14 protein-coding genes are annotated in these 21005 nt (G+C 51.8%); 6 read left to right on the top strand and 8 right to left on the bottom strand.

All coding sequences use genetic code 11. From position 1 onward, the window contains the following. Positions 1-280 precede the first annotated feature (280 nt). Positions 281-3505: an alpha-mannosidase gene (locus OGI63_RS11955; RefSeq protein ID WP_011743560.1), complete on the top strand. Its 3225-nt coding sequence runs from the start codon at positions 281-283 to the stop codon at positions 3503-3505. 39 nt (positions 3506-3544) lie between these two features. On the opposite strand, the gene OGI63_RS11950 is transcribed toward OGI63_RS11955, so the two are convergent. Continuing rightward, the gene (locus tag OGI63_RS11950) at positions 3545-4999 is read right to left on the bottom strand and encodes a hypothetical protein (RefSeq protein WP_041777376.1); all 1455 of its coding nucleotides are present in this window, start codon (positions 4997-4999) and stop codon (positions 3545-3547) included. 348 nt (positions 5000-5347) lie between these two features. Here OGI63_RS11950 and OGI63_RS11945 point away from each other — a divergent pair, with 348 nt between their 5' ends. After that, positions 5348-5797, top strand: a complete 450-nt coding sequence (locus tag OGI63_RS11945) for a PH domain-containing protein (protein WP_011743557.1) — start codon at positions 5348-5350, stop codon at positions 5795-5797. Positions 5798-5928: 131 nt separating this feature from the next. Here OGI63_RS11945 and OGI63_RS11940 read toward each other — a convergent pair whose 3' ends face one another. The 3 genes from OGI63_RS11940 to dcm form a co-directional block, all read right to left on the bottom strand. After that, positions 5929-6351 carry a hypothetical protein gene (locus OGI63_RS11940; protein ID WP_041777375.1) on the bottom strand — a complete coding sequence of 141 codons (423 nt, stop codon included), beginning with the start codon at positions 6349-6351 and terminating at the stop codon, positions 5929-5931. Between the two features lie 423 nt (positions 6352-6774). Next, positions 6775-7119 carry a DUF3427 domain-containing protein gene (locus tag OGI63_RS11935; protein WP_264309051.1) on the bottom strand — a complete coding sequence of 115 codons (345 nt, stop codon included), beginning with the start codon at positions 7117-7119 and terminating at the stop codon, positions 6775-6777. Then, on the bottom strand, positions 7049-8323 hold the full coding sequence (gene dcm, locus OGI63_RS11930; protein ID WP_011743555.1) for a DNA (cytosine-5-)-methyltransferase: 1275 nt from the start codon (positions 8321-8323) through the stop codon (positions 7049-7051). Before dcm ends, OGI63_RS11935 begins: the two co-directional genes overlap by 71 nt. Positions 8324-8517: 194 nt before the next feature. Here dcm and OGI63_RS11925 point away from each other — a divergent pair, with 194 nt between their 5' ends. The 3 genes from OGI63_RS11925 to OGI63_RS11915 all read left to right on the top strand — a co-directional run bounded on the left by OGI63_RS11925 (position 8518) and on the right by OGI63_RS11915 (position 14096). Then, a complete protein-coding gene (locus OGI63_RS11925; RefSeq protein WP_011743554.1) occupies positions 8518-9978 on the top strand; it encodes a Sau3AI family type II restriction endonuclease in 1461 nt (486 codons plus the stop codon). Positions 9979-10152: 174 nt separating this feature from the next. Continuing rightward, complete coding sequence (locus tag OGI63_RS11920) at positions 10153-11427, top strand: ParB N-terminal domain-containing protein (RefSeq protein ID WP_011743553.1); 1275 nt, start codon at positions 10153-10155, stop codon at positions 11425-11427. 5 nt (positions 11428-11432) lie between these two features. Continuing rightward, complete coding sequence (locus tag OGI63_RS11915) at positions 11433-14096, top strand: SNF2-related protein (RefSeq protein WP_167524183.1); 2664 nt, start codon at positions 11433-11435, stop codon at positions 14094-14096. 94 nt (positions 14097-14190) lie between these two features. On the opposite strand, the gene OGI63_RS11910 is transcribed toward OGI63_RS11915, so the two are convergent. The 4 genes from OGI63_RS11910 to OGI63_RS11895 form a co-directional block, all read right to left on the bottom strand. Then, the gene (locus tag OGI63_RS11910; protein ID WP_011743551.1) at positions 14191-16122 is read right to left on the bottom strand and encodes a Sau3AI family type II restriction endonuclease; all 1932 of its coding nucleotides are present in this window, start codon (positions 16120-16122) and stop codon (positions 14191-14193) included. A gap of 53 nt (positions 16123-16175) precedes the next feature. Then, on the bottom strand, positions 16176-16946 hold the full coding sequence (locus tag OGI63_RS11905) for an HNH endonuclease (RefSeq protein ID WP_011743550.1): 771 nt from the start codon (positions 16944-16946) through the stop codon (positions 16176-16178). 302 nt (positions 16947-17248) lie between these two features. Then, positions 17249-19249 carry a UvrD-helicase domain-containing protein gene (locus OGI63_RS11900; protein ID WP_113736342.1) on the bottom strand — a complete coding sequence of 667 codons (2001 nt, stop codon included), beginning with the start codon at positions 19247-19249 and terminating at the stop codon, positions 17249-17251. Positions 19250-19337: 88 nt separating this feature from the next. Further along, positions 19338-20342, bottom strand: a complete 1005-nt coding sequence (locus OGI63_RS11895) for a Gfo/Idh/MocA family protein (protein WP_011743548.1) — start codon at positions 20340-20342, stop codon at positions 19338-19340. A 121-nt stretch (positions 20343-20463) separates the two neighbouring features. On the opposite strand from OGI63_RS11895, the gene OGI63_RS11890 reads away from it, so the two are divergent. Next, complete coding sequence (locus OGI63_RS11890; protein ID WP_011743547.1) at positions 20464-20997, top strand: very short patch repair endonuclease; 534 nt, start codon at positions 20464-20466, stop codon at positions 20995-20997. Positions 20998-21005 lie beyond the last annotated feature (8 nt).

The raw sequence follows: 21005 nt of genomic DNA, 5'->3' as shown, positions 1-21005 counted from the left end.
AACGTATCGGGCCTCCCGGTCGAGCCTTTGGCTCCCGGGAGGCCCCTTTTTTATCCTCTCTTTTCGGGCTTCCCGGCGGGCGTCGCTCCGGGAACCCCCATTTTTTTCATCACCTCCCGGGCCTCCCGGCAACGCCTTTCGGGCTCGTCGAAGGTCCTTATCCGGAGTCTCCACCGGATGTCCGCTTTGAGAACCACTTTTCTCTTTGATATTTTTTGATTTGAGATTGTGTTGTGGCACCATGGATACACCATAGGAATCATGTGCCAAGGGGATAGCTATGTTTCTTCTTCCAGATCAGCAACTCAGACGTGTCAATCGAGTGATGCGGCAACGACTTGTGCCATATGTGCACGAAACATTATCGCATTGTCAGTTACGCGCTTTCGCCGATGAAGGCGAACCCGAACAGAGCGCCGACTTTCTTGCACGTGTCAGGGAAAACAAAGTGGATTTTCTCGACTTCATGGTTCCTGGTGCCTGGGGCACGATATGGGGTACCACATGGTTCGAGGTTCGTGGACGTATCGACCGTGAGTCGGTCAAAGGCAGAGCCGTCGAACTGGTTGTAGATCTGGGATGGAAACGACATCGTGGCCCGGGCTTCCAAGCGGAAGGATTATGCTATCGCCCTGACGGCAGCGTCATCAAAGCGGTGAATCCAGACAATTGCTGGATTCCGCTTATCGATGCCAATGGCGTGGCGAATGTGGAGCTTGATGATGCCGGTCGTTTCACGGTATATGTCGAGGCCGCATCGAATCCACTGGTCGAAGCTGACCTGCCATTCGCGCCGATGAATCTGGGGGAGCGTGCCGACGGTCGTCCATCCGACTATGTGCTCACCACAATGGACGTGTGCGCTTTCAACCAAAACGTGTTCGACTATCTGATGGACTTGGAAACCGTCACCTCGCTGATGAGGGAACTCAAGGATGATGATCCTCGATATTGGCAGCTGGCCAAAGCGCTGCAACGATCACTCAACACATATGACGAGCGTGATATCGCCGGAACTCTGGAGCCAGCCAAGGAAAAGCTTGCCGGGGTATTATCCGAACCCGCATATTCCAGCGTCATCCATCATGTCGCGGTCGGCCATGCGCATATCGATTCCGCATGGCTGTGGCCCGTGCGCGAAACCCACCGTAAAGTGGCCCGCACGGTGTCCAACGTGCTTGCCCTGATGGACGAGGATCCGGATTTCACGTACGCGATGAGTTCCGCCCAACAGTATGCGTGGCTGGAACAGGAACATCCAGACCTGTTCGCGCGCATGCTGCAGCGCATCAAGGAAGGACGATTCATTCCCGTCGGCGGAATGTGGGTCGAATCCGATAACATGCTGCCCACAGGTGAGTCGCTGATCCGCCAGATCACGTTCGGCATGCGTTACTTCCGTGAGCATCTTGGCGTGGAACCAAAAGGACTGTGGCTTCCCGACAGTTTCGGTTATTGCGGGGCATGGCCGCAAATCGCACGTCGTGCCGGTTTCGAATGGTTCCTCACACAGAAGATCTCATGGAACGACACCACGAAATTCCCCCACCATTCCTTCGAATGGGAAGGCATCGACGGATCGCGAATCCTTACGCACTTCCCGCCGTCGGACACGTACGGCTCGACCGTAAGTATGCAGGAACTGCAGTATTCCCAGCGCAACTTCCTTGACAAGGACCTGTCGCGCAACGCCATACTGCTGTACGGATACAGCGATGGTGGCGGCGGTCCCACCCGCGAAATGGTCGCACGTATCCGCAGGGACCATGATCTTGCCGGCGCTCCGAGCATCGATTTCGGCACTCCGGACGAACTGTTCGACCGCGTCCGACACGATATCGTCGATGAGGCTCCGGACGAAACCCCGGTTTTCAAGGGTGAACTGTATCTGGAACTGCATCGCGCCACACTGACATCGCAACAGGAAATGAAACGCGGATGCAGGCGGGAAGAAAACCTGCTGAGAACAACGGAATATCTGTGCGCCGCAGCCAGCGTGTTCAACCCAAAATACCGATATCCACGTGAGGAACTTGACGGTATCTGGAAAACGCTCCTGCTGAACCAATTCCACGACATTCTTCCCGGATCGGCGATCGCATGGGTGCATCGGCAGGCACGTGCGGACTACGTGCGCGACATCACAAGACTGCGTGATATCGCCGCTGAAGCGGGTGCTTCCATCGCATCGGCGCGGGATGATGCCGACATGCGATCGAACGCGGCCATCGTCCCATATACGGCAAAGAATGGCGATTCGTGGATTGCTCGCACCGCGGCAGTGGGAACGCAGGATGATGACGCGAACGGCACCGACGCGGTCGCCGATGAATCCACCATCGCAACGACATGTGACGACGGTCGAATCATACTTGACAACGGTTTGCTACGTGCCATCATCGCACCAGACGGTACGGTCCGTTCACTGATCGACCTTGATAATGGACACGAACTGGTGCCCGACGGCAGTGGAATCGGGCATTACGAGCTTCTCCGCGACGAGCCATACGAGTGGGACGCATGGGACATCCAGCGCGATGCCTTCCTCAGCGCCGAAGGCATCGATGACTCGCATGTGGAACGAGTGACGGAGACAAAACGCGGCGGAGCCACCGTGCACGTGTCCAGCACCGCCGACGGGGTGTCCATCGATGCCTGCATTACATTGCGGCCAAAGTCGAAAAGCCTTGAATTCCGGACCAAAGTGGATTGGCGGGCATCCGAACGATTCCTCAAAGTCGACATTCCCATGGCTATCCAGGCCGACCGGGCGCAGTACGAATGCCAGTACGGCATGGTGGAACGGCCCATTCAGAAGAACACACGTTCCGACGAGGCGAAATACGAAAGCTGCACGCACCGGTTCGTACGCGTCGCCGATGCCGGCTATGCGGCTGCGGTCGTCAACGCCAGCACCTACGGTTCCGACGTTTCGCCGATTCACCGGAACACGGCTTCCGGGCCGGTGCGTGGCACGATGATTCGACTTTCGTTGCTGTCGTCCCCGCTATACCCCGATCCGAACACTGACAAGGGCGTGCATGAGTTCGCGTGGAACGTTGTGGCGGATGCCAGTATGCCGGCTGTGCTTGACGAGGCGAACCGTCTCAACGCGGCCGTGCTGCCTGCCGTGCCGGCGTTCGATCCGCTGGCGCAGCTCAACCCGGTGGATGGCGTCATGGTGCTTGACTGGGTCAAGCTTGCCGATGACGGTTCCGGAGATCTGATACTGCGCGTCTATGAGGCGGTCGGCGGCGAAGCCCATGCGAGACTTGCCGTCAACGCCGCTTTGGGGAAGGCCACGGTACGCGAGTGTTCCATTATGGAGGATGCGCGGCTGGATGCCGAATTGCCCGCGGCTTTTGCCGACGGTGATCCGTCCGTGGCAAGAACGGCGCAAGGAGCGATGCTGAGCCTGCATCCGTTCCAATTGGCCACGTTGCGCGTCAGTTGTGGAAGCGATGGTGGAAATACTGATGGGAATGAGAGTGGAAGCCTGCGATAGATGAGAAACTGGCGGCGGATGTGCTGAGCCGTGCGCCGCCTATTCCTTGGCTTGAGTCCACGCCTGAAGCTTCATACGATTGAGCTCGGTGTTGGGATCGTACGTGTCATCCAACCGCTCCTGATACATCGCGACCAGTTCTCCGCCGCGGCCCAACGCCTCCAAAGCGGCCTCACGAATCGACTCCCATTCGTACGGCACCACTTCCTCGGGGAACATGACCGTGCACTGGTTCGGTGCGTCACGCTCCACCAGATCGACGAAATTCAGCAGATCCTGCCACCGTTCGGCAGCGATCAGCCGCGCCGCGTACGCGTCGGCAAGCGGCTCGGACGTATGGTTGTCGCGCAGGAAACGATCGGCCTCCTCGGCATCGCCACTGATCCGCATCAGATCGTGCCGCAGGAACTGCACGGCATGGTCGAACTGGTTTTGCGCGGTCTGCGCAAGCTGCTGTTTGGACAGGAATGATGGGTCAAGCATGGCGAGATCGTTCAGTTCCTCGGGGGAGAGGGTGGGCGAACCGCCGGTAGTGGAATCGCCGGCAGCGCCCGTGGAATGCGTGATCGAGTTCGCGGTATCCGCGCCGTCCGCAGCGTCTGTACTATTCGTGCTATGCGCACTGTCCGCGTCAGAGGACGTATCACGAAGGTCATGCGATTGCGTTGCGGTGGCGTCGCGTGCACCCGTATCGCCCGTAACATCACTGTCGATACTGCCGACGCTGTTCATAGTGTCGCCAGTCGTGCTGCTTGCATCGCCATTACCGGACTTCGCTGCGAAATCACGCATCGCGGCAATGCCCTTGTTCAACGCGTCATAGGCGAACATGCGCGTATCATCCCATTGCGCGAACGACAGTCCGCAAGACAGCAGCTCCACCATCTGCATGGCGTTGAGCCGGAAATCCTCATTGCACGCCACCTGCGTGATCATGCGCAACGCCTGCTCGCCCGTCATCGGATCGGCGTTGCAGGCCACGGCATCCATGTACACGCGTACGGTCTGAATCAGATCTTTCAGGTAGTCGAAACCCTCGTTGTCACGGTCGGCCACATTGCCGACGAACCTTGCGGTCATCTCCACAGCTTTGGCGAGATTGCCGACCGCGTCAAGCCATCGCGTGCTGATCACCGCGTTGCCGACCACCGCGTCCACGCCGGACAGCGCCTGCGAATCGATCGAAAACGTCGGCATATCGATGCGTGGAATCTCCACGCCCGTATCGGTACGTTCCGCGGTAGGCACCATGGAGGCGAGGGCGTCGAAATACCATTGCATGGGCATGGTGATGACCACGTCCGCGTCGGAAAGATTGGCGACCGGCACATCGTTACGTTGGTCGGAACCTTCTCGACTGGCTTCGCGTATCATGTGGTTCCACAGGAAGGTCGGTCCGTCGAATTCGTTGGAACTGAGCCATCCGTTGTTGACGTAATCGGTGAGATCGTCGGCATCCTGCCTGCGATTGAAGCTGCCCTGTCCAGAATCCATTGCATGCCTTTCCATTGCGCATCTAGGTGAGGCGGTGTTGTGGTTGAATATGTCTTATCAGTTCGCTACTGACGCCCAAGCCTATAGCATGATATGGCGCTCGTGCCGAAAGTTCCAGTTTCGATGCATGAAACATTCTGTGAAACACTTCTGCGCGCTTATTATGAGCTCTTGGTTGTGATTGCGATTCGTGCCGTTGCCGCTGTCTCCGTGATTCGAGATAAGTTGGGTGTCCTGGCCGGTAGAATTGCGATTGTTGTTGCATACGTCACGTAGTCGTGGCGTATTCCGTGGACTTAGGCGGGTCCATAAAGGCCCGTTATGGTCAGGTAAGAAAGAGAATTACCTATGAAGGTTGCAAGTGGCAATGTCTTGTGGCGGCAGCGTAAGCGTAATTGGTGCCGTACGCCATTCACATTCACCGTATACACGCTTACCGATCGGGAATTGAGCGTCAAAACCGGTATCTTGAATGAGAGATTCAACCTGATCAAGCTGTTTCGTATCGTTGACATCAGTGTGGAGCGTACGTTCCTGCAGCGTATTTTCGGTATGAGCACGCTTGTGCTGGATACGCGTGACCAGTCGTCTGGCAACGGCGTGGTGGCACTGAAGAACGTGATTAACGGTTTCGAGGTGCGTCAGGTGCTGCAGGAGGCTGTGGATGCGTCCCGGAAGGAGAATGGCATGTCCGCTCGTGAGTTCCTCGGAGGACCGGGTGGACGGGAATTTGGTCCTGGTTCAGATGGTCTGGATGTCGACGGTTTTGATGCGGGTGCCTATGCGGACGGTCAGTAAGCTGTAGCGGCGCGAAATGAGTCGATGAAGGTGGTTTGCGCATAGGTTCGATATATGTGCAAACCACCTTGTCGTTTGGGTTGTCTGTTTCGGAATGGTTTTGTGCACGAGAACTATTCGGGCGATCCCGATCAGTACTTGTTGGCGCCGGAGCCGATGAAGTTCACTTGGAAGCCACGGTGGTAGTGCAGGAACATATCCGCGCCGTAGCGATCGACCGGACGATGCGTGAATAGCATGCGGATGGCGAAGGCGGTCTGCACGTCTTCGGGCAGATTCATGAATTCCTTATGCGCGTCCCAATAGGGATTCATGGTGATGGCCGCGTCCGGTACGTAGGCGTAGCCGTAGCCGTCCTCGTTCACGTAGCCCATGAACGGCAGATCCCAAGCGTTATGCTCGGTAAGCGTTCGTTTGAAGTCTTCGACTTTGGCGAGTGCCTCGTCGCTGATGCCGAGGCTCTTGGCGACTTTATTGGCTTCAGTGGTCTTCGCCTCGGCGTCTTGGCTGAACATGTTGAGATCTACGGTGATGATGGGGTTCTTATCGGCCATGGCTTTGTCCTTTTACCTTGTATTTGTGAACATGAGTAATGTTTGTTTTCGTGTTCTCTTTAGATGAAAAGCGAACATGTGTGGTGGATAGTTTTTCTGTCCATGAATAACGATATCACGATTAATGGGCGTTGAAATCGCTGAAGATAAGCCATATTTGTGGTTGTGTGCGTTAATTCGTTGCAATATAGGCAATCTGCCATGGGGTAAAAGAAATGGAAAAAGATAACATTGAGCGTGTTCTTTTTATTTTGGAAATTCGTGTTGCTCTAGTGTTCATATGAACATGTGTAGTTGATTATGGTCTGTGTGAATGCGTCTGATTTTGATAAGTCGTGTTTCTGACGCCGATGATGGACGACTCACTTGTGCCTGGCGTATCCGACTCGAGATAGGCAAAAGGAATTGCAAAACGACCGCGGATTACAGCGCGGACTTGCCGGTGAGATGGCGGTAGAGCTCCGGATCGACCGGCTTGATGAGATTGAGCGTGGAAACGACCACCTTTGACTCACTGCCGTCCTCGCTGCGGTTCACCGATTCGCGCACATCATCCAATGCAACCGCGCTGCCGATGAAATAATAGGATTTCTCCTGCTCCTCGGCTTTACGACGGATGAAAACCGGCACAAAATGGCGATTCTGCCATTCCGGAGTACGTTCCGTTCCGTCCAACAGCCACCGGAATTCGTTTGATTTACCGTTTCGAATCGTTGTCTTCAGCGATGACTTTGCCGATGCGATGCGGAATTTCCGTAACGAGGGCATTGCCCATACAGAAAGCGCGATGTCCGTCTGTCATTCCGTCGTCGGTCCAGCCTTTCGGGAAACGCTGGAGCTGATCCAGCTCGTCGGGAACGAGTCTTCTTAGCCGCCCATTCTGCATGACTACATGCTTGGTGCGGCTTGCTCCACGGCCGCCTTCTCCAGTGAGAATGGTGCGGCTCGGCTTATCCAACGGATCGGGGAATGCGATGGGACCTTCAGAGTAGACGTATTCATGTCCGTTACTAGCGGTGCGTTTCTCGTGTTTGCCGCCTTTGAGATATTCCCATGACTTGAGATTGTCTCCAGTGATGAAGAATTCTTCCGGAACCTGCTCGATCGGTACGAGGAATTCACCCAACGTACGCTGTGGGCCGTTGTAGATGGGCTTGACTCGGCGTGTAAGCACCTTACCGTTCTGCATTACGCCGGCTTCCTTGAATCGTGAGATTTTGTCTCCGATGCCGAATTCTTTCGTGGACCTATAAGGGTCTTTGCTGACGGAGAAACGTTCAGCTCCGAATCGCTCATCCGGTTCGATGGGGAAAGCTCGTGCTTCGACCCCCACATGGAAGAGCTGGTTTTCCAAATCCCATTTTGGAGCGTCATGTTCAGCGTAAATGTATACGCGTCGGCGACGTTGTGGCATGCCGTAATCGGCAGCATTCACCACGTGCCATTCCACAGAATAGCCCAAGCGATATAGGCAAGAGAGAATAATCGCGAAATCGCGGCCACGTTGTGCGGTAGGAGATTTCAGAAGTCGGTCGACGTTCTCAAGAAGTACATACTTCGGGTGGCGCATTTCAAGAATGGCGTTGATGCTCCACCAAAGCACGCCTTTTTTACCTTCAATGCCAGATGCAAGACTTGCGGGCTTCGCGACCGAATAATCTTGGCAGGGGAAGCCTCCAACGAGCATGTCGAATTCCGGCAATTCACGTTCGCCATTTTTGATTTGTTCGACAACGACTGCGATATCTTCATTGACGCAGCTTCCTTCGCCAAAGCGCTTTTCGTAGCAGCGCCATGCGAATTGTTTGGTGGGTCGCCCATCTGGCTCCCAATTATTGGCCCAGACGGTGTGGAAATTGCCGGCTGGCTTCATCTCGAAATCGGGATACTTGGGATTGCTGTAACCATCAAGTCCAAGTCGGAATCCGCCAACGCCGGCGAATAGTTCAACGACTTTGATTTCCTTGCTCATTACAGCTCTCGCGCTCCTTTAACTCTTGCGATCCGAACGATCGTTCGAGATACTACTGGCCAATATCTTATCTAATCATGAGGAATCGATCAAATTCAGTGTGTCGTGTTTATAAAAGGGGCTTACGGTGGTTAAATGCAAAAGAGTTGGGGCTGAATTGGAATGGCCTCGAAAGAGATGTGGGAGCTAGTTCGATGTTGAACGAAGAGCGTAGTTTTTCATCATTGGAAGAAGTCACGAAACTGTTGATTGCAGCTGAGGGGAAGACTTTTCGAGAACTTGACGAAACAGGTCGTGGCGATTCGGCAGGAAACAAGGGCTCGCTTGGCAATATCATTGAGGAATCCGTTCTGCATTATCCTGTCAACTCAGATGCTGAGGCTGATATCCTCGTTGGCGATACGCGTTATGAGCTTAAAGTGACCCCACTGAAGCATTCCGGCAAGGGCAAACGTACGAAGACAGTTGCCAAGGAGAGACTTGTCCTTGACATCATCAATTACGAGAATCTGCCTAAGGAAAATTTTGAAGATTCCCGGTTTTGGAATAAGTCGAAGAACATCATCATGGTGTACTACTACGATGACCGCGAAGACAAGAAAACCCAATCACGCTTGGACTGCAAGGTCTTGAAATCTGTTGTCTTGCATTATGATGAAAACGATTTGGCGACGATTCGAGATGATTGGGAGACGATTCACGAGAAAGTTGCCTCGGGGCATGCAAATCAGCTTTCGGAATCGGACACAAACTATCTTGCCGCATGCACGAAGGGTGCGAATGCTTCCAGTATGAGAGATGCTCCCGCGCCAGCCGGCTCTGGTAAGGCGCGGATACGTGCGAAACAGCGTGCGTTCAGCTTCAAATCATCTTTCATGACGTCGATTGCCGAACGTGCTTTGGTAAGCCGCATTGAGGAATACAGTTTGCCGATTCCGTCGAACCAGACGCTTTCTGAATTCCTGTGGCAACAAATGAGCCCGTACATCGGGAGAAGTGTTGATGACATCGCTCTTCGATTGGGTATTTCGAAATCGGATTCGAAAGCCAGCAAGAGCCGGCTCGTCATGAAAATGGTTGGTGCGGAAGGGCGTAGCGTCGATACGATTGAACAATTCCGCAAGGCCAATGTGACCAAGCTGAAGACTGTCGTATTGTATCCGGATGGGCTCCCGAAGGAAAACATGTCTTTTCGCCAGATTACAGAGGAAGAGTGGCAGGGACTAGCATCCTTTGATGCGAAATGGGAAGACTCGTTCCTGTACGAGTATTTCGAAGAGAACAAGTTCTTTATTGTCTCATTTAAATCTCCGGTACCGTATTCGCAACATGTGGCCGGTAATGACCGTCTTGTTGGAGGATTCCTTTGGAATATGCCGGAAAAGGATATCGAACAGTATGTCCGTCCGGTCTGGGAGCGGCTGCATGAATTGATGCTGAGCGGTGGGTCGGTACATTACGGACGAGGAACCAATTTACTTCCTGGAGCGAGCTTCAACGGAGTCTGCCATTTAAGGCCGAAAGGGCAGAACAGCGATGACGTGGCGCGTCTGCCTAATGGCGAATCGATTACCAAGCAATGCTTCTGGCTCGATCGACATTATGTGGCCGAACTGATTCGTGAGAATCAAAAAGTGAACGGCAATGTGAAATGAAATTGGTGCAAGCAGGCGAAGCATTGTCTTGAAGACATTCGTGCTAGTCATGATTCGAGTATTTGATGATATTCCTCTATCAAATTCTTGGCCATAGTATATTTGATTGAATATTTATGGCTTGCTTTGCGAAAGCAATAGGAAAAAAGTATTGGAAAAAGGGAAAGGCCTGCGATGATTTCGTTGAAGAAGCTCGCTGCTGATGGACTGATTAAATTGACCGACGCGAGACGTAAGTACACGATAGATGGAGTGCAGCGGCTTGAGGCCATATATCGTATTCCCCTTAAATACCTTTATTACAACAATCAAAATGGGCGAATTAGTACAGCTCTTCAAAAATACGTTAGTGGGCATCCAGAGGTGGTCTTGAACCCCGCCTTGGATGATGAAAATCCTGAGTATAACGATTTGTTTGAGAGTTTTATCTTTAAATCGAATGAACAGCGCATGAAGGCGACCCAGGAATCGATTTCAGATAGAGGTCAAGAGGAGCCTGGTGTCGTGCTGGATGACGGCCGTGTGATTGATGGCAATCGCCGGTTTACGGCATTGCGCCGAATTCAAAAGAGCAAAGGCATAGAACAATACTTTGAAGCTGCGATTCTTGATTTTGATATCACCAATTCTGTTGATAAAAAAACAATCAAGCAGCTTGAGCTTGATTTGCAGATGGGAAAAGAAGACCGACAGGACTATGATCCGATCGATCGAATTTTCGATGTGTATAACACCGTTTACGTCGAAAAAATAATGACTCCTCAGGAGTATGCGAAAAGTATCGGCAAAGAACGAGCAAGGGGAATAAACAACGATATTAAGGAAGCGAAGCTGATTTCTTCGTATCTTGAATTTATTGGTGCTCCGAGGGACGCTTATTACATTGCCAAAGAGCTTCGGCTTGACGGACCGATGAATGAGGTGAGAAGGGTTCTCGACAAAAATAAGCTACTTGACGATGGGGAAGTCAAGAGTGCGGTTTTCGCTTTGCTGTCGATGCATTATTCTGGGACGGATGCGAATGAGGGTGGAGATATCACACGTCTTATTCGTAAAGAGCTTCAATCCATGGTTTCCAAGAAGGATGATTGGGTTTGTCTTACGGAAGACAATGTTGACACGATATATGATGCTTTCCAGGATACACCTGTCTCTGATGCATCTCAGATTTCGCAGATTCTGAATTCGAGCGAAGGGATTAAGGCTGCGTCGAATGATTTTATGCGGTCTAGTCGACGTTTGGGAAAGATGAACGAGTACAGAGGCGAGCTTCAAAAAGTAGTCGAAACTGTAAGTGCGTGTGTGGAATCGCTTGAAAGCATTGATACTGCTACTTTGGAAAACCTTACGGTGGAGCAATCCAAGGACGTGGCTGCGGATTTGGAGAAAATCGGAATGATCGTTCGTAAGGATTATGATGTTTTATCTCAGACGGGTAATCTGCTATGAGCTTCTTGTCTCTGAAAATTGATACGCAGTATCAGACAACGGATCAACAGGTGGTTGACTCTTTTCTGATTCCAACGTTGTCTGAGGCGAAACGATATTGCAGGGTATCGGCATATTTTTCTCTTAAAGGGATTCAGCTACTTGCCGCCGGGCTGGAGCAATTGGCTTGTAATGATGGTCGTTATCAGCTGTTGCTATCCAGTCACATCAGCGAGACCGATTTTGATGAAATAAAACAAGGATATGAGTGGCGTAATCGTCTTAGGGAAAAACTGCAATGTCAGGATGCCGATGATATTGATCAAAAGCATTTAGGGTTGTTGGCAAAACTGATTGCAGAAGAAAAAGCGGATGTGAAAATTGCCTTTTTGAAGGAGGGCAAAGGAATCTTCCACGACAAATTCGGGTTACTGGAGGATTCGGAAGGAAATAAAGTTCTTTTTTCGGGATCCGCGAATGAATCGACAGGCGGACTCAGTTCGAATTATGAGTCGATTATTGTGGATGTAAGTTGGGATGAGAGCAGTCGTGTCAGGCAGCGTCTGCAAGCGGAGGTTGATCGGTTTGGTCGGCTATGGTCTTCTCGCGAAGATGGGGTGATTACCGAAGACGTGAGTGATTTGGTATATGAACAACTCGCTCAATATCAGGGAATGGAGGATTGTCCCGGCATGGTTGATCAGAAGGAAGATTCGCAGTTGCCTGAAGGTTTTGAGGGATGGGCTTTTATCTATAAGGACGGAGACGTCTGGTTCATTGATACCACAGAAGAGCAGAGATCCGAACGAGACAGACATTTGAGAATAGGAGGAGATTGGGGAGGGAAATATTTTAAAGAGCATTCGCATCAAATGCTTGATGATCTTCCCTATGCTGTGGTTGAACAATGTCTAGAGAAAACTCGGAAAAGAGCGGAAGGCAAAGTTGCCTTCTGGATTGATCCGCGCATAGAACAAGATTTGAAACAGCAACGATATTCAATTGAACAGTATCGATACATGGGCGTTGCTCTTAAGGAAAATGTTAATCGATTCGAAGATGAGTTCGCACTTTTCCGTAATGTTATTTCAGAATCAGTAAGTCGTCCATTGAAGACTTTGCATTTGCAGTCGGCTTTCTATATGTACAAGATGGCACGAGCAGCTAATTTTTCGGTTCCCGGCGCCGGTAAAACGGCAATGGTCTTGGGCGTATTCGCTTATCTCAATAGCGGTAAGGCTAAGTTTGGTGAATTCGTTAGCAGGATTTTGGTGGTTTCTCCAATCAACGCCTTCGAATCCTGGAAAAGCGAATTTCAAAAGACCTTTGGTCCTAAGAAAAAGCTGCGAGTCGTTGATGTTCAGGATGGAAATTTTGACGGCGATTTACGTAGACGATGGGCGGTTTCGAATTTGGTCCTTGTCAATTATGAATCCCTCCCGAAATACCATGACCAGCTTATCGATTTGATTGATGGGCAAACAATGATTGTTTTTGACGAGGTCCATAGGATTAAAGGCGTTAATGCAACTAGAGCAACTGCCGCCATGGATTTGTGCGATAAAGCATTTTTCCGATATGTATTGACAGGTACGCCTATTCCTAATTCGTATTGTGATATCTATAACTTCTTGCATCTTTTGTACAAAAAAGAATATCCGGTTTTCTTTGGCTGGGACGTTCCTGAATTATCGAAAGCAAATCAGTATTTAGTCGATCGGATTAATGAAAAGCTGTACCCATTCTTCTGGAGAACGAATAAGGGCCAACTTGGGGTACCGCCCGCTGACCCTGATGACATTATTGAAGCTCCCGCTTCATCTGGACAACTTGAGTTGGCGCTCGCGATTTGGACGCAGGAAAAATCCAGTTTGGCAAAGTTGATTAGGCTTATGCAAGCATCAACAAATCCTTCTTTACTGAAAGAGAAGATTGATTTCCGAACTCTGGGTTTGGAATCCAATGGAGAGTATTCTGAAGAAATAGATGAGAAGACCTTCAATCGGGCATTAATGCATGAAGAAACGGCCGTCACTCCGATTCTTTCGAATAAGTGTTATGAAGATTTTGATTTGGATAATATGAAATCGCCGAAGTTCGAAGAAGGACTGAAGCTGATTCGAGATCTTGTAAATCAGGGTAAGAAGGTTATTGTTTGGGGGTTGTTCGTCAATACTTTGCAAAAGATTTCCTCGCGTCTCGATGATTCCGATATAGATAATCGTTTGATTTATGGCGAGACTCCAGTGGATGTCCGTAAAGATTTTATTGCTGATTTCCGTAACCCGAATGGGCCTGCGGTGCTTGTATCCAATCCTCAGACGTTGGGCGAATCGGTTTCGTTGCAAGATGTTGTGCATGATGCCGTTTATTTTGAATTTAATTTCAATCTGACGTATATGTTGCAGTCGAGAGATCGTATCCATCGTTTGGGTTTACCGGATGGTCAATATACGCGCTATCACATCATGGAAACCATTAATGATCCGACGGAATATGGTTTTATCGATAGCCGGGTATACAAACGTTTGAAATACAAAGAACGAAGGATGCGTGAAGCCATCGATGGTGATGTCCTGAAGCCTGAGGTGACAGATGATTTGCTTGCGGACGTTCGATCTATTATCGAAAATGAGCGACGTAGCATAGCGAAAGCCCATGCAAAGACGGTTAATGTCGAAATCGAATGAAAGATTGGAATCCCAAGGTTTCCGGGCTTATGGTTCTCGGTAGGAACGGGTGTTTGGCGGACTTTGCCATGCAAGGGCAGTGTCCGTCAAACGCTTATAGTCTGTCTTTTATTTGGCTATAGAGATAAGCTCCGTTAATCCACCAAGCCTGTTTGGTCATATATTCTTCCGTATAGCGTTCATGGTCGGCAGGCCTATTTATCCAGTGCGCTTTTGCGGGCAGTTTACGGGAATTTTGCGCACGGAGCGTCGGCTTGTTGTACTGTGCTTTGCGTGCATCCGGACGCATGTGAATTACGCGATGTGCAGAGCTTTTGACGAAGTTATTGTAAACTCGATTGCCCTTGTATCGAAGAGTCACTCCGTTTCTGAGTTTTTCAACGTCTTCCTTCCAGACTTGTTCGACTATGTCGATATCGGATGCCGGCATATACCAAAATGCGGCACCTTTAAAGTAGATGTTTTCTGGATTCTTGTCTTTTTCATTGGGGTTTTGGCTGTCAAAAACAAAGACGAGGAATTTTGTGGTTTCCAGAAGTTGATGCAGGGCGCAGTTATCGGTATCCCATTTTTGATTGATTAGATCGTTGAAATCGGGAATGGATTGGACCTTAAATTGTTCGGAAGGTTTTCCATGGAAAAGCGGCAGCGTTTTGACTCGAATGCCTTTAAGCTCTTCGGCGTCAAACGATACGTAATCATCATTGGGGTCTTTGGAAATACTGGTATTTGAACCAAGCATATGCTCAACCAGCATGAAATTAGTTTGTTTAGGAGATGCGTTTTTAGGTATGGTGAAATGGAATTGTTCCGCGATTTCCGTAAATGATTTTCCTTTAAAAGGGTTGAAATAATCCAGAATAATGCTATCGCAGCTTCTGTTTTGCAGCTGCTTTATATCTTTGATGAGAGAAGTCGTTTCGTGGACATCAGATGCATAGTTTTGTAAAAGTGACGTCATGAAACTTTGTTTGAAACAGTAAGCTCTGGATTTTGCTCTTGCACCATTGCTCTGCCTGCTTTTCTGTTTGTTATTCGCTCCTTTAGTGCATGCTGCAAGGGTATCGGTCATACCTTCGGTCAGTTCATCCGCCCGGTTTTCGACTATGAACTGATGAATCGTGTTCCAATCCTGTTCGATTCTGAGCATGGTCGCTTCGCTGAGAGGCAGGAGACTGTTTTGCGGAAAATTGGGTTCTGCAAAACAGTCCATAGCTAAAAGGTGGGCATATTCGATCTTATATTTGCGCTTATCTTCAGACTGCCCTTTTTCTGAGGCGATTCGACGCAGATACTGCATTAATTCAATGAATCTGTTTTTCTTCCAAAACGAACTTGTCCTGAAATCGGCAGTGCTTTCTTTAGCGTAATTGATGGTATTGAGTACTAGCCTTTCTCCTGCAATGCAAGAAGGACCATCCTTGCTTTTCTTGATATCGATTGGGGAGACTTTAAGCTCGACTTCAGCCTCGGGGAAATCGGGGGCAGAAATGTTGTCGGCGGGATGGTCGAACCAGACATGTTCAATTACATTGCCTGGATAGCTTTTATTCCCTTGTTTTTCGGTGTTGTTGAAATCGATTTCTTCCAATGTTCTGCCAACCGCATCGTTGGCCCGTAGTTGGACTGCTGTCTTCGTTGTATAGGGACTTTTTTCGAAAAGCGGAGACATGACAAGGTCTGCCATCTTCTGGTCTTCCGGAATCCACTTGTGGTATGCCATTTCTTGCTGAGTGAGCCAGATGGCACGCTGTCCGTTGGCAAGGACGTTGATTTCGTAATCGCAATAGCAAAGATAATAACGTGGATTCGTACTTTGTCCTTCGGCGAGCTGCCTGCTGATTGCGAGCTCGTCATTATTTGTGATTTCCAAAAGCTTTTCCAGCGCCTGTTCTATATCGGGCTTGCGAAAGCTGGAAACTGCAATCGATGGGAAAAGCAGTGCATTTGAGTCCGGGGATTCGACGCATAGGAACTTATCGTATTTCCTGCAAATCGCTTTGACTGATTTCGCTGTTTTAGACATATTCCTCCTCGTCGGGGATTACCGTGATAGCTAATTGTAGGGGTGCTTCGGAATCAAAGTTGATAAATATGCTCTCGATGGAATTCGAGGAATTCTCGGGATGGGCTGCAGACGACAGGTAGGGAGATGCGCCGTCCATCGTAACGGTACAGCCATTCGTCATTGATCTCCGTGTGCTCGACGTGCGGCGAGACATGAATCGCGAAATCGTTGTCGAGGGTGATCAGACCCTGGTCGAAAGCCTTGTCGTGGAACGCGTTCAGCAACAGGCCGTTCGATGCGGCCACTTTCTCCGTTGGAGACGAATCCTTCCATGGTTTGATGTGGCTGGCGATGAGCAGCGGGTCGATCGCGATTCCTGTGATGCAGCAACGGTCGCGGTAGTTGTGGACAAGCGTGTTGCGGAAATACTGCTGGTTGATTCGTTCTGTGACCACAGCCGGACGGTCGTAGCCGACTCGTGGCGCGACGATTTGTTCCACGACGGAATCGGCGTGCGTGTCGGGATGGTCGTCCGCGCCGTTCAATGCCGATGCCAGCAGCTGGGCAGATTCGAACACCGGAGCATCGCCGCGTTCCGCGTACTCGTCCCATATTTTTTGGTCTAATTTGCTGTGGTTGGTTAGGCCTTTGGTCATCCTGTTCTCGTCAAGGGAGGCTAGATTGCCGAGCTTGAAAACAACTGCTGAAGGCGAACGATGGATATGGTCTGCGAGTTTCTGAATAGTTAGATTATGCTGGTCCCATTTTCCAGAGGGCAGGATTCGGTACAGTGCGAACGCCATCATGGTTTGTTCACGCGTCCAGTTATTCCGTTCTGCCATTCTCACCATCCTGTTGATTCCAGGATAAACGTTGCTTGCTCAATTTGAGTAGATGCGCGGCGAAATATGCGACAGGGAGTGTGATACGTGTGTCACGATTCCGATTTTGGGGTGAAATTTTGAATCGTGACACAAATTGAACCCCACAAATACCTTCTAAGTGTATCTTTCATGTGTTTTTGGCTTGGAAAACGTGGTTTGGGGGTATGTGTCGCCGAATGTTTGTCGCACGATTCCAAAAAAGAGCCGAAAAATAGAATCGTGCGACACAAAAGGAGTATGTGTCTTGTTCGTTCACTCTTTCACTTGCACTGCTGCGTGAACCGGCAATTCGGGAAGCCGGTGCAACCGTAGAACGTGCGGGACGGGTCGGAGCCGGTGTGCCGCAATCGCAATGCCTCACCGCAATTCGGGCACTGCGGTGGCAGCTTCACGCCGCGGAAGATGTTCGGGCAGATCTTGTCGTGCAATTCGTACATGAAACGTGACGGACGCGACTGGTCCACCACGAAAAACAGCTTCTTTTTGCAACGCGTCATCGCCACGTAAAACAGCCGGCGTTCCTCCGCGTGCGGCATGCGTTCCACTTCCGGCAGTAGCAGGCCGAGCAGCGGCTCTTCCGGAATCGCGCTCGGGAAGCCTTTCAAACCGCCGGAACAGCACAGCAGAAAAACGAAGTCGCGTTGCAGACCCTTGGATTTATGCGCGGTCATGAACTCGATATCCATCTTTGGCTTCTCAAGGAACACAATGCCACCAGTGTGCTCGTCAATCTGGAACAATCCGTCGCGATCGTTGCGTGACAGCAGATTCAGATCGCTTTTGTAACGTCCCAGCATAAGTACCGACGCGGTTTTCGGCAGCTTGCGTAACTGCTCGATGATCGCGTCGAAGCGCTCCTCCTGCGTTGCGCCGCCAAGCGCCTTCAGCGAATAATCCTTCTTGTCGCTCGGATTGCGCAATTGCTTGGCGTACAGGCTTTTGTCCTGCATGACGAACGCGCCGCTCGCATCGATAAGACTCTGCCGGAACCGTCGCGTCGTCGTGATCTGGAACATGCGTGTCGGCCCCCAATCGCGCCAAATATCGGCGAAATCGAGAATCAGATGAATGTCGCTGCCGGCGAAACGGTAGATCGACTGCCAGTCGTCGCCCACGCAGAACAGCGTGAAATCGCTCTGCTCACGCAATGCGCGGATCAGCTCGTAACGTGGCCGCGACATGTCCTGATACTCGTCGATGAGCACGTATTTGTACAGGTGACGGTACGCGCCGCGCCTTACGCAGCGAATGGCGTCGGTGATCATACCGGGAAAATCGATGCCCTGGGTCGCGCGGAAATTGCCGACATACGCGTTGTACAGCGGCTCGACGAGCTGCAGCATCTCACGATTACGGCCGATATGTTTGCCGCCGCGCCTCTCATTGAGCTCGCGCATGCCGTCGATGCCGATATTGTTCTGCCGCATGTGCTGGATGATGGTCTGCGCGTTTTCGACAAGGCTTTGCCTGTACTGGTTGAAAGCGTAATCATCCGTCGGCAGTTGGAAATCCTCACGTTTCGCGGCGGCGCCATACTTGCCGAACAGCTCCTTCGACATGAGCTTGAATGCGAGCAGACGGTAGGGGATGTTCTGTGCGAGCAGCCGGTCAAACGTGTCTCGTACCACGGCGTTCGACGCATGGCCGTCGATGATGGGACGGTTGGCGATGGTGGCCGCACGGCAGATTTCCAGGCCGAGACTGTGGAACGTGCATGCGCGGATCGTTTTGCCGGTGCTTGCCATGATGCGTTGCGACATGTCGCCCGCGGACGCCTTGGTGAACGACAATACGAGAATCTCTTCGGGGGCGGCGCGCTTCGTGGCGAGCAGCCATGCGATATATCCGATGATGGTGGTGGTTTTGCCGGTTCCCGCGCCCGCAAGCACGAGGGTGTTGTGACCTGCGCCGGCGATCGCGCTGATCTGCTCGTCGCTCAATTCGTGCTTTTCGATATTGCCGATGATGTCACGCGCTTTGTCGATGCGGTCGGCTGGCAACAGCGGTTGCGGGGTGAGCTTTGCAGGCCGTTGCGATTGGTGTTGCTGCGATTGACGGCGTTGCGATTGACGTTGCGGCGTGGCATGCGGTTGCAGTTGCGGTTGCGTGACTCGTCGCGCAACCTGTCCCGTCTGCTTGGTCTGTCCGGTCCGCGCAGGTTTGGCGTTGTTGGCATTCTTGGCAGAGGATTGCGTTTGCCGGGGCTGCTGCGTCTCATCTTCCGTGCCCAGCACGTACTTCAGCATCCTCAGCAATTCCATGACGCTCCTTCCATGCGTTTCCAAACCGCCGCAAGGGGCAATTATAACGTGGGCGGAGCGCGTCACGCCCACGTCATCGATCGCATCGCTACGCTTCGAACGGGTACTTAAGACCCCAATCCGCACGCAGCGAATCCATGCATTCCATGATGCGCAACGTGTCGGAATGCGGCATCTCATCGCATTCGGTACGCCCGTCCAGCATGGCCTGTGCGGTCGATGCCACCTCATACTCGTAGCCGGTCAACTGTTCGGGAACGTCATAATGCGCGGTGACGGCATGCGAGCCGTCGAACATGTCAATCGCCTCGACATTGTTGATGTTCTGGCACGTGAGATACCCCTCCGTGCCCCACACCGCGCCCATACGGTCCGAATGGCACAGAATCGAGCTTTGCGCGGTGGCCATCACACCATTCTGGTAATAGAACGTCATCGAATTGTGCGCGTCCACGCCGGTTTCATACGGTTGCATCGACGATTCAACACGTGCGATCGGCGCATTATGCATGATCATGTCGATGAAATTGATTGGATACACGCCGACGTCCAGCAGCGCGCCGCCAGCCAGCGCAGGATCGGTGATACGCGCCTTCGCCGTGGTCGGATAGCACAGATTCGCGTCGATCGCCTGCACCTCGCCGATCACGCCGGACGCGATGATATCGTCGATCATGCCACGCGACGGCATATACCGCGTCCAAATCGCCTCCGTGCACAGCATGCCGGTCTCATCCGAAACGTCCAATATCTCACGCGCCTGCTGCGTGTTCGCGCCGAACGCCTTCTCCACCAGCACGCCCTTGCCGGCGCGCATGCACAAAATCGCCTGCTCGGCATGGAAGTTATGCGGAGTGGCGATATACACAAGATTCACGTTCGGATCGGCGACAAGCTCCTCATACGATCCGTACGACACCGGAAAACCGTATTTCGCCGCGAACGCCGCTGCGCGCTCGCCGTCGCGGGCCGCCACCGCGTACGGTGCGACCAGATCACGGTACCGGTCATCCGCCGCCATTTTCACCAACGTTTCGGCCATGCTCTGCGCGATACGGCCCGCGCCGAGAATCGCCACATTGATCTGTGCCATGAAATCTCCTTGTTTTGAACTGCCTGTTTGCTACGTTGCAATGACCAGCGTACGCCACATGCGACGGCGGCACGCGTTATGCGAAAACGATTGATCGGCCCTTTTGCCATAATGGGAAGCCGTGACGGCAGAGCATCGCAGGCAGACAGCCAAACCCGGAAAAACCGGCAAACCCAAGAAAACCGGCAAACCTAGAAAAACCGGCAAACCCGAAAAATACGAGCGGGGCACGCGCAGCTACACCATGTCCCACATCCGCGGCAAAGACACATCCATCGAACGGATGGTACGTAGCTTTCTGTTTGCCAAAGGCTTGCGATTCCGCAAAAACGACAAGCGATACCCAGGCCACCCGGACGTGGTACTACCGAAATACCGTACGATCATATTCGTCAACGGCTGCTTCTGGCACATGCACGAAGGCTGTCCGAAAGCCACACGCGTGCCCAAATCGAACGTCGAATTCTGGACCGCGAAACTGCTGCGCAATCACGAACGAGACGCGAGGCAGCGCGCCGAACTCGAAGCGGACGGCTGGAAAGTCATCGTGGTGTGGGAATGCGAGCTCGGTAAGAAGGTGCGCGACGAACGGTTGGAACGGCTTTACCGCGAAATCGTGGACGATTCCGGAAAGGCGGACGATTCCGGGGAATGACAGTCGGC

The sequence above is a fragment of the Bifidobacterium sp. KRGSERBCFTRI genome (genome assembly GCF_025908335.1).
This window is presented reverse-complemented; position numbering and strand designations above follow the sequence as displayed.

Bases quoted from the DNA above. Each gene is read 5' to 3' on its own strand.
- OGI63_RS11935 (WP_264309051.1), bottom strand. From the start codon at position 7,119: ATGCCCTCGTTACGGAAATTCCGCATCGCATCGGCAAAGTCATCGCTG.
- OGI63_RS11945 (WP_011743557.1), top strand. From the start codon at position 5,348: ATGAAGGTTGCAAGTGGCAATGTCTTGTGGCGGCAGCGTAAGCGTAAT.
- OGI63_RS11910 (WP_011743551.1), bottom strand. From the start codon at position 16,122: ATGTCTAAAACAGCGAAATCAGTCAAAGCGATTTGCAGGAAATACGAT.
- OGI63_RS11955 (WP_011743560.1), top strand. From the start codon at position 281: ATGTTTCTTCTTCCAGATCAGCAACTCAGACGTGTCAATCGAGTGATG.
- OGI63_RS11895 (WP_011743548.1), bottom strand. From the start codon at position 20,342: ATGGCACAGATCAATGTGGCGATTCTCGGCGCGGGCCGTATCGCGCAG.
- dcm (WP_011743555.1), bottom strand. From the start codon at position 8,323: ATGAGCAAGGAAATCAAAGTCGTTGAACTATTCGCCGGCGTTGGCGGA.
- OGI63_RS11905 (WP_011743550.1), bottom strand. From the start codon at position 16,946: ATGGCAGAACGGAATAACTGGACGCGTGAACAAACCATGATGGCGTTC.
- OGI63_RS11950 (WP_041777376.1), bottom strand. From the start codon at position 4,999: ATGGATTCTGGACAGGGCAGCTTCAATCGCAGGCAGGATGCCGACGAT.
- OGI63_RS11900 (WP_113736342.1), bottom strand. From the start codon at position 19,249: ATGGAATTGCTGAGGATGCTGAAGTACGTGCTGGGCACGGAAGATGAG.
- OGI63_RS11920 (WP_011743553.1), top strand. From the start codon at position 10,153: ATGATTTCGTTGAAGAAGCTCGCTGCTGATGGACTGATTAAATTGACC.
- OGI63_RS11940 (WP_041777375.1), bottom strand. From the start codon at position 6,351: ATGGCCGATAAGAACCCCATCATCACCGTAGATCTCAACATGTTCAGC.
- OGI63_RS11925 (WP_011743554.1), top strand. From the start codon at position 8,518: ATGTTGAACGAAGAGCGTAGTTTTTCATCATTGGAAGAAGTCACGAAA.